The sequence below is a fragment of the Cyclobacterium salsum genome, from assembly GCF_010119245.1.
Taxonomy (GTDB): Bacteria; Bacteroidota; Bacteroidia; order Cytophagales; family Cyclobacteriaceae; genus Cyclobacterium; species Cyclobacterium salsum.
Map to the genome: position 1 here is coordinate 448,680 of NZ_WNKG01000005.1, position 6,650 is coordinate 455,329.

Sequence of the window (6,650 nt, forward strand, 5' to 3'; positions counted from 1 at the left end):
CGGTAACGGAAACATGGTCTGGAGGCCTGGATTTCGATACAAAACCCCAAAAGACTACCAGGGTACTTTGCTGCCCAGGCCAATATCATCTGACGAAATCTAAACAACCCTTTTCCTACCCGTCTTATCAAATTGCCGTAAAAGAAACACAGAATATCCCTATTTTTGTCAGCTTCCAAAGCGTTTCCGGCCCTTTAACCCTTAACCACCACCATGGCTACCGCAAACGAGTACAATCCGGCATACGAAAAGTCAAAACTCCGATTGTAAAATTACGGAAACCATTGATTTTAAATGGGGTAAGTCTTTTTGGATAATTTCCCAAACGGCTGTCATTTTGATGTTGAAATAGTCGTGAGCGATCATATTTCTAAAGGACTTAACCTTATACCATGGATAGTCATATTTAACCAATTTTTCGTTTTCCACGTAGTCGATTGACTCCCCGATAATAATAAATTGCATCAATACAGCATCCTGAACAAGCCCGTTTTTGCAGAAAGCAATCCGATCCAACCCTTCTACATATCGGTCGATGGTAATTATGGCTTTAAGGATTTGCGCTAATCTCCTCTGGCTATCCCAATGCTTATCTTTCATATATCAATTTTAGGTCCTTTTTTACCTGCTCAAAAATATAAGGTTTAAATGAATCGATAAATCCTATATCCACCTTGCGGTCGATGGTTTTTTCCAAGGCATATTGGATATCCACCAGATCAAAATAGGAGAAAGTGGGATCAGCTTGAACCGCAATGTCCACATCGCTTTTCGGCCCATCATCTTGCCTGGCAAATGATCCATATATCCAGGCCTTTTTTACCTGCTTGAATTTGCTGATTCCATTTTGTATTTTTCTCAGAATCCGATCCCTGTCAATTTTCTGAAATGCGGCATAAGCTGCCCTTTCTTCAGCCATTTGCAATGCTTCCAAAGCGAGCTCTTCATCACCAAGCTCATACGTTATTTTGTCTGCTAACCAGGCCAGCAATAAATCTTTTTCGGAAATTTGAAAATAAGCAGCCAGCCTGACTACCAGCTCCCGCTTTGGTCTTCGGAGTCCGCGTTCGATCTTACTCAAAATAGCCTGGTCAATACCGAGATGATCAGCCACCGTCCGAAGTGGAAGTTCCCTTTCATTCCTTAATTCCCTGATGGTTTCTCCCAGGCTACGCATACAATTTTTGGATTTTGGATACTTAAAACTTGACAAAATTTGTCAAAGAAGCAAAGAGTGATTTGAAAAAAACAAAGGTTCCTAGTAATTATCTGCATTTTATTGGTAACCCGTGCTGTTCGGAATTTGCCATGCCGAACCCGGATTAGCAGGATTTACAATCCTGATTACGTGATTTCAATTACGTGATTTCAAACGATTACATGGTTTTATGAAGAAATAACTAAATTTCATTTACGCCTGGCCATTACAAATGACCTTTTGGAATATGGTGTTCCAAATTGCATTTTCGTAAATATCAGGGAGAAATTACAAATTTCACCCAGCACAAATTGATCATCTTATTATATGATGGTACAATGGTTTGATGAATGATTGGCTGATAAATTGATTTGCTAATGTGCAAATGGTTCGATTTCGGATTTGTCCTAATTTTTTTCCCTAATCATTTTCAAAAATGCCACCAATCCTATTACTTCAATACCGCCTTTCATAGGGAATTGGTCGGAACCGGAATAAATCACAAGCTTTCTTGTGGCTTGTATGTCTTCACAAGCATGGTAAAATCCTGAACTCAAGGTTGGGGAAACCGATTTTTTTATTTCTATCGCCCAAACCTCCCGGGCAGGTCCTTCCAAAACCAAGTCTATTTCACTTTGATTGCTTGATCGATAATAGCTGCTGACCCAATCGGGGGTCAGGAGCGTACTGATATTTTCTATAACAAACCCTTCCCAGCTAGCGCCAACCAACGGGTGTCCCATCAATTGTTCGAAACTGGGGATCGTTAATAGACTGTGTAACAAACCCGTATCCCGAATATAAATCTTCGGGGACTTGACCAATCTTTTTCTGGTATTCCCAGACCAGGGCTGCAACTGCCTCACCATAAAGAAATCCTGAAGAATGTCCAAATACGTCCGAATGGTGGTGTGACTGACTTCCAGACTTTTAGCTATTTCGCTAAGCACGGCTTGTTGGCCATGGTAATGCGCCAGCATGGACCAAAATCGTTTCATGCGGGTAGCTGAAACCTGGGCTCCAAATAAGGGTATGTCCCGTTCTACGTAGGTAGTGATAAAATCGTATCTCCAATCCCAACTGTCACTATCCGTTTCGGCCAGATAGCTATCTGGAAACCCTCCTCTAAACCAGAGTTTCTCATAGTTGAATCCCGAAGGATCATTCTGATACAGCTCCATGACTGAAAATGGACTGAGTTCCAAATACCTGATTCTGCCAGCCAAGGTCTCAGAAGACTGCTGCAATAGATCTTTCGAAGCAGACCCCAAAAGCAAAAATTGGCAGGTTCTTTCCCCAGCTCTTTTCCTTACGTCCACCAATCCCCGGAGGATTTTAAATAACGCGGGGCGACGTTGAATTTCATCGATTACCATTAGTTGGTTTTCAAACCTTCTCAGGTAGCTTTCCGCATCATCCAGCTTTGCCAGATCCGAATCAAGTTCCAGATCCAGGTAATGGAGGGGTTTACCCAGGTCTAATTTGGTCAGGTCTATTGCAAGGGTTGTCTTTCCGACCTGTCTGGGTCCCAATAGGACGACTACTGGCATGGATTTTAAACCCTGGATCAGTTTATCTTCAAGAATCCGACGGATCATTATTACTTAAATTCAGTAGGTTTTTAATAAAATTAACCAGAAAGTATGTAATTTGAAAGTAAAACTTTCAAATTACATAAAATTAAACAGTAAACCTTAACCACCTCTTTTCCTACTCAAAGCAATTCCAATGACAAAAAATCAGGTCTGAACAATCCAAAACCCTCCCGACCCTTTAGCCCTGAGAGTGTTGGATTCCATTGAAAATTACCTTGATATTTTTAAATAATCTCAAATCTTCGCTATTTTTAGTAGTAAAAATAATGGGATGACGCCACTTAAAATGAAAACATACAAAGCCAAAAAAGGACCCCTGATGCAGGGTATTCTGCTCGCCATGTTGGTATTGCCACTGGCATACGGGTTTTTGGGTACCAAACCGTGGAAGGAAAAGTTGCGAAGGATCATCCCCCTTACCGCTCCGGCCTTATTGATTATCTGGCCGTATTTTGACACCCGGTATTGGGTACGGGGTCATACCTTTTACTACAAGTCAGGCTATATCAAGGGAGAAATTGACATAGGTAGCATCCGGACCATCCTTAAAGGCAAAACCCGCTGGGTGGGAGTGAAGCCTGCATTGGCTACCGGAGGCTTGATTGTAAAATACAACCGGTATGACGATGTGTACATTGCCCCGGAAGACAGTGATGCCCTGATTGCCGACCTGCTCACCATCAACCCCAGCATTCAGGTGATCCCACCCGGGAAAGATCCCTAAGGGGCATAAAAAAGTGTTGAGCATATCGAAATCCAGGAACGTACTTGCAAATTTTGAAAAAGTTAAATCCCCCTTTCAAAGGGGGCAGGGGGATTACTAACGTAACTTTCAACCCTTAAATAATTAGTATGCTCGAAAAAATCCCCCTTTTTCCCCCTTAGCAAGGGGGATTTGTGCACGTTCGGGTTTACGGAATTCAGAAGCCTTGCCATTCCGCCGACCGACTAAATTTCCCGACTTTAGCCACAAATTACCATTTCAGCAAATCCCCCTTTCAAAGGCCGCGGCGGAGGGATTTAGTTACACTACCCGAAAGCGCTAGCGGTCCACTAGTGCATGTAAATCTAATGGACAGTTAACCAACTAAAGCTGAATAAATGCCATTTAAACGGTCTGAAAAAAATTCCTCTAACAGCAGCAAGTAGGAAGCTTTGCTTTGTTTTTTTAAACCAATAGTTTTACTTTTAATCATGTCGAATCTTCGCCTAGTCCTAATAACACTACTAGCAACTTGCCTGCTTTCCTGCTCCCGCTCCCAAAAGGAAACTTCCGGTGCTGGCAGCTATTCCCTTCAATTGGTGGACTCCGTTCGCATCGATTATATGGGCAGCCTGGAACTAAAGGATTACGATCCGGAAACCAACCGCTACCTGGCCTATAACCAACAAAAAAGGGAAGTCTTGATTTTTGATGCCTCAGGAGCTATCCAACATTTTTTTATCCTGCAAGACGACGGCCCGGAGGCCATCAGCGGCTATGGGCTGAACCCCACCTTCTCGGCAGGAAACATCTGTATCTTTGGTGATAAAATCTATACCCTGAGCCGAGAGGGAAAGCTGCTGAACCGGACGGAGATACCCTATACCTATTTTTGGATCGTGGGGGGCGCACATATAGCAGCCTCTTCGCTGGGGGATAAGTTGCTGTACCATAAACCTGAATCGGCGGAAGAAGGCCAAGACCGGCAGGCAGCCTACCAACGCATGCTGGACGGAGGACCCATGATGGAGGTGCTGGATACGATCAGCGGCGAATACTATCCTACCATGCAGTTTCCGGAAACCGGTGCCTTTGAAGAAGGGCTCTTTTATGGATACCCTACGCCCCTTATCCAAAATAGCGGCTCCCAATGGTTCCTTTCGGTCAATAATGCCCTGGAGTTTCATGTTTACAGCGAAAAGGAACAACAATTGCTCTTTGAGCGGACGGTAAAAATTCCTTCGAAGAACGCCTTCCCGGACCAGCCGGTCCCATTGGAGCAGATGGATACCTTTTTCGAAAAAAACGGGCTTGTCTACCGTATCCCCCAGATCCACCGGTTTTTACCCCTGAAGGAGCATTTGATCGCCTTTTACAGCAAGGGCGTATCTCCCGAAACGAAAGCGGCCTATGATGTGTCTGATCCTGCGCAGCGGCGGGAATTGGTGTACTCCTTTCCCATGGAGTTTGCCGTTTTTGATTCCGAGTTTGGCCTGCGCGCAGTGGACCTGCCCATTCCGAAAAGCATGGTTCCTTTTGAGGCCCTCGTTGACAGAGAAGAACGGATCGTTGCCTTTAAGGACCAGGAATATGCCGGCGTGGAAGAGGATTTTCATACCTTGTATCAATACAGTTTGGATTTAGGGGAAGAGTAAATTTAATTTAACATCTTTTACGTAATGTTTCATTTTCTTTTGTGAATCTTGGGAAGATGAAAATAGGGCTTTGTATATGCTGTTTGGCTTTGGCCTTTTTTGGGTGCAGGAATAAAGATAAAATAAGAGACGATCCTTTTTCCGGCTATCAATTGATGCTGACCGATTCCATTCAGGTGGATTATCAGGGGAATCTGTTTCTTTATGACTATGACTCGTCAACCCACCTGTTTCTGGGCATGGACAACGGTACGGATGAAGTACTGCTGTTTGACAGGGAAGGAACCGTCAGTTCCCGGTTTCACCTGGCAAAGGATGGCCCCAATGCCATCTCCTGGGCCATGGGATGGGGCTTTTTTAAGGGGCAGTTCACGGTAATGGATGCCGCAAAGGGCTTGCTGTTTTTTTCCAGGGAGGGAGAAATCGTCAAGCGCTTGGATTTAAATCCACCGTACACCTTTATCAATGGGCTCAAAAGTCCCGTTCATGCCTTCGGAAAGGAACTGGCCTATATCCGACCGGAAAGGGGAGAACAGGATTATACCAACCAGGCCGAAATGTTCGAAAGCATTTACCGCAGTCCCATTCTGGAGCTTGTTGATCCGGAAACAGGTGCCTACAGGCAGACCATGCCTTTTCCACCCGGAACGATATACGAGGACGGCAATTTTTACCACTGGACCTTTCCTACCGTGATTCCTGCAGGAGAGGGGTGGCTGGTCTATTTCAGGGGCGAATTGGCCTATCACGTGTACACACAGGCAGGGGGAGAATTGGATTACCAAAAAACCATCGACCTGGACCTGAAAGATGCCGTCGCAATAAAAGGCGTTCCCATGGCCAACATGGATGATTACTACGAAGCGAGTCTTTACAATGTCTTTGGCAGGATTCAAAACCTGTATGTGTTGGACAGCCAGATCCTCATCCATTACACCAAGGGTATGGAGGAGGAAAAAGCCAAATCCCTTCCCAGGAATACGATGGAAGAAAGCAGGGCTTTTTTACACCAAATCAAAAACTACCTGGCGGTTCTGGACCGGGAACATCGGATACTGCAAAAGGATATTGCGGTTCCACAGGGTATCACGCTCAGCAGTGTGTTGGATGAAAAGGGAGCTATTTTGGGTCTGAAGGACCAGGATTATTTTGGGGTGGAGGAGGATAAGGTTACTTTTTATCAAATGAAGTTGCTTATAAAATAATCTAAAGAAGGTCTTTCCTGTACGTTTACGAAAAAAACCATCGGGGTCTCAAAGACCTCAAAGGTTATGGATATTGACCTTTGGGGTTTTCCGAACCCCGAAGGTCTTTTTCCGAAGCGTTCACGAAAAAACCTTCGAGGTCTCAAAGACCCCAAAGGTTACGGATATTGATCTTTGGGGTTTTCCGAACCCCGTCTCTTACTAAGCGTTCACGAAAAAACCTTCGAGGTCTCAAAGACTGACCCGTCCTGAAAAAAGTTTACAGATTTAAATTTTATTCATTGTTAGTCCTAC

General features: G+C 44.3%; 6 protein-coding genes. 3 read left to right on the top strand and 3 right to left on the bottom strand.

Annotated features, from left to right (window positions below):
• Window positions 1-252 precede the first annotated feature (252 nt).
• The 3 genes from GJS45_RS11245 to GJS45_RS11255 all read right to left on the bottom strand — a co-directional run bounded on the left by GJS45_RS11245 (window position 253) and on the right by GJS45_RS11255 (window position 2,796).
• Window positions 253-600, bottom strand: a complete 348-nt coding sequence (locus GJS45_RS11245; RefSeq protein ID WP_162341923.1) for a HepT-like ribonuclease domain-containing protein — start codon at window positions 598-600, stop codon at window positions 253-255.
• A complete protein-coding gene (locus tag GJS45_RS11250) occupies window positions 590-1,177 on the bottom strand; it encodes an XRE family transcriptional regulator (RefSeq protein ID WP_162341924.1) in 588 nt (195 codons plus the stop codon). Before GJS45_RS11250 ends, GJS45_RS11245 begins: the two co-directional genes overlap by 11 nt.
• Window positions 1,178-1,605: 428 nt before the next feature.
• Complete coding sequence (locus GJS45_RS11255) at window positions 1,606-2,796, bottom strand: ATP-binding protein (protein ID WP_162341925.1); 1,191 nt, start codon at window positions 2,794-2,796, stop codon at window positions 1,606-1,608.
• A gap of 268 nt (window positions 2,797-3,064) precedes the next feature.
• Between GJS45_RS11255 and GJS45_RS11260 the strand changes: the two genes are divergently transcribed.
• From GJS45_RS11260 to GJS45_RS11270, 3 genes are all read left to right on the top strand, one after another.
• Window positions 3,065-3,517 carry a PH domain-containing protein gene (locus GJS45_RS11260; RefSeq protein ID WP_162341926.1) on the top strand — a complete coding sequence of 151 codons (453 nt, stop codon included), beginning with the start codon at window positions 3,065-3,067 and terminating at the stop codon, window positions 3,515-3,517.
• Between the two features lie 470 nt (window positions 3,518-3,987).
• Entirely contained in the window at window positions 3,988-5,151 is a 1,164-nt protein-coding gene (locus GJS45_RS11265) for a hypothetical protein (protein WP_162341927.1), read from the top strand.
• Between the two features lie 56 nt (window positions 5,152-5,207).
• Complete coding sequence (locus tag GJS45_RS11270; protein ID WP_162341928.1) at window positions 5,208-6,356, top strand: hypothetical protein; 1,149 nt, start codon at window positions 5,208-5,210, stop codon at window positions 6,354-6,356.
• The last annotated feature ends 294 nt before the right edge of the window (window positions 6,357-6,650 follow it).

Bases quoted from the DNA above. Each gene is read 5' to 3' on its own strand.
- GJS45_RS11255 (WP_162341925.1), bottom strand. From the start codon at position 2,796: ATGATCCGTCGGATTCTTGAAGATAAACTGATCCAGGGTTTAAAATCC.
- GJS45_RS11250 (WP_162341924.1), bottom strand. From the start codon at position 1,177: ATGCGTAGCCTGGGAGAAACCATCAGGGAATTAAGGAATGAAAGGGAA.
- GJS45_RS11265 (WP_162341927.1), top strand. From the start codon at position 3,988: ATGTCGAATCTTCGCCTAGTCCTAATAACACTACTAGCAACTTGCCTG.
- GJS45_RS11260 (WP_162341926.1), top strand. From the start codon at position 3,065: ATGACGCCACTTAAAATGAAAACATACAAAGCCAAAAAAGGACCCCTG.
- GJS45_RS11270 (WP_162341928.1), top strand. From the start codon at position 5,208: ATGAAAATAGGGCTTTGTATATGCTGTTTGGCTTTGGCCTTTTTTGGG.
- GJS45_RS11245 (WP_162341923.1), bottom strand. From the start codon at position 600: ATGAAAGATAAGCATTGGGATAGCCAGAGGAGATTAGCGCAAATCCTT.